Source organism: Arthrobacter sp. 05N33_2, from assembly GCF_056397425.1.
Genome location: NZ_JBFTNJ010000133.1, coordinates 1 through 2324, shown reverse-complemented (window position 1 = coordinate 2324; position 2324 = coordinate 1). Strand labels below are relative to the sequence as shown.

2 protein-coding genes and 1 pseudogene are annotated in these 2324 nt (G+C 64.6%); 1 reads left to right on the top strand and 2 read right to left on the bottom strand.

Annotation, left to right across the window (positions count from 1 at the left end; translation table 11 throughout):
* Positions 1-276: VOC family protein (locus AC1DHX_RS20580; RefSeq protein ID WP_476900450.1), on the top strand; the 276-nt coding region annotated here is incomplete at its 5' end.
* A gap of 195 nt (positions 277-471) precedes the next feature.
* Here the strand turns inward: AC1DHX_RS20580 and AC1DHX_RS20575 are convergent.
* Complete coding sequence (locus AC1DHX_RS20575; protein WP_476859752.1) at positions 472-1365, bottom strand: potassium channel family protein; 894 nt, start codon at positions 1363-1365, stop codon at positions 472-474.
* A 189-nt stretch (positions 1366-1554) separates the two neighbouring features.
* Positions 1555-2324, bottom strand: a pseudogene (locus tag AC1DHX_RS20570) (carboxypeptidase regulatory-like domain-containing protein); the annotation flags it as partial.

The following is a 2324-nucleotide window of genomic DNA, read 5'->3' as shown; positions in this document are numbered from 1 at the left end:
GAGGAGGGCAGCGTYATGTACAGCTGCGGCCAAGGAACCCGCTTCCTTGTCTACCAGACAGAGAATGCCGGGACCGCGAAGAACACCCAGATCGGCTGGGAAACGGACAATCTGGAACGCGAGATGGAAGAACTGCGGGGCCGCGGCGTCGTCTTTGAAGACTACGATTTTCCCGGCCTGAAGACGGAGAACGGCGTCGCCACCGCATCGTGGGGGAAGGCAGCCTGGTTCCTGGACAGCGAGGACAACATCTTCAACATCTCGCAGCGCGCGTAGGCCGGAGCCTGACCCCGATCAAGGGCGCATTGCATCGCTGCCTCCGGCTACGAAGCCGGAGAGAACCGGCTTCCGCCACCAAGGCGGGAGCCGGTTTCAGCGCCGGGCTGGCCGGCCTCGAGCCAGGCGTCGCCGCTGGACAAGGCAGAGAGCGCGGTCAGAACGGCCGGGTACGCGGTAGCGGCTGTCCGCACGCTAGTTCGTGTGCGGTTCCCCCGGGCGCCGGTGGCGGTGGTGCAGCTCGTAGCTGTCGAACACGTCGGAAGAGGTGGCTCCGGAATGGCCGAATTTGCCTCGGAGGACCTCAGCGAGTCCGTCCAGCGCCGCGTGGAGCATCCGTCCGGCGAACTGCAGTTCAGGGTTCTCGCTGCGCTGGGCTTGGGATGCTAGCTCCTGGGCGTAAGCCACCGTGGCGGGGAGGGAGCCGCGCTGCTCAATTTCACGGAAGTAGTAGGTTTCGTGGAACGCAAGCAGGTCTATGCTCACCGTAGCCACGTTTCCGGCAATTGCCTCCAAAAGGCCGGCAGCGTGACTGGGATCCATGGCCGATACACCTGCCGGACCTGCAGCCTCCCTGAACAGGTTCAGCTGGTGGGCAAGGGCCCGGCGTCGGTTCAGGGCCGGGAAAGTCTGCAGGATCCAAGTCACCGTTGCTGTCAGCAAGCCGAAACCGGTGACGGCCTCGAGGGCGACAACCAGCCGGAGCAGTGGTTGCGTTGCCACGATATCGCCAAAACCCACGGTGGAAAGAGTGACCAGGGAGATGTAGAGGGCTTCGGCGAAGTCGGCCCGCAGTGGAACTCCGGCTCCGTAAACAAAACCGTCAGTCAGATGGGGCAGGTAAAGCAGAGCCCAGCCGATGGCCGCCAAGCCTGCCCAGGCGCCAATGACAGCGGCCATCGCCAAGGGTGCTGCGATGAAGGAGCCCCGGCCCCGCAGTCTTCTCGATACAAGCCAAAATCCGCGCATGATCGCCCGGCCCAGAGGACCGGAACCGTGCGGATAAAGCAGCGTACGAAAGACGTCAACGAGCATCAGCAGAACCAGCCCRGCCCCCAGAACCGTCCAGAGCGTGTCCTCGAAGTCCATGCCTCATCTTAGAGGCGGCACCATTTGGGGAGCAGCCACACGGTCCGGGCAACGGGCCCGCAGGTTAGTCCCCGACGGGCGGCCCGGCATCTGGCCGCTTCAATCTATACACGGAAACCCCGCCAGTACCTTTTGGCTGGCGGGGTTTCCTTGCGATCGCGGTGGTCGTAGTCGGGCGAATATGACGCGCTAATTAGCCACGGCGGCAGTCGGAACGGACGTTCGGGAGAACGTTGTGTAGCCCGGCTTGGACCCCGTCACCTTGACGGTGAGGGTCTTCGCTACGTCTGTTGTGGTGGGTTTGTAAGTAGCGGCGTTGGCGCCGGTGATTGCAACGCCGGCTCGGTACCACTGGTAACGGAGCGTGACTGGTACTGGTCCCCAAACGCCGGAGTTAGCGGTGAGGGTGGACCCCACCTTGGCGGTCCCGGTGACGGTGGGCGTGGCCCTGACCAGTGATCCCTTGACCACAGCAGCCGTGGCGGCTGAGGTCCGGGAGAAGGTGGTGAAGCCGGTCTTGGACCCGGTGACCTTGACCGTGAGGACCGTGCCCAGGTCCTCCGCCACGGGAGTGTAGGTGGCGGCGTTGGCACCGATGATTACGGCACCGGAGCGGTACCACTGGTATCGGAGTGTAACTGCGCCCGGTCCCCAAGTTCCGGGGGCGGCCGTGAGGGCGCTCCCGACCATCGGGGTCCCTGTGACCGTAGGAGTGGACCGGGTGAGCGAACCCTTGGCCACGGCCGTCGTCGGGGCGGACGTTTTGGAGACGGTGCTGTAGCCGGACTTGGACGCCGTCACCTTGACACTTAGGGTCGCCGCGACGTCGGAAGCGGTGGGAGTGTACGTGGCGGCGGTTGCTCCCATGATGAGCGTGCCGGCGCGGTACCACTGGTACCGGAAGGATGCCGGCGAAGGTGCCCAATTGCCCAGAGTCGTCGTGAGCGGCTGTGCGACCC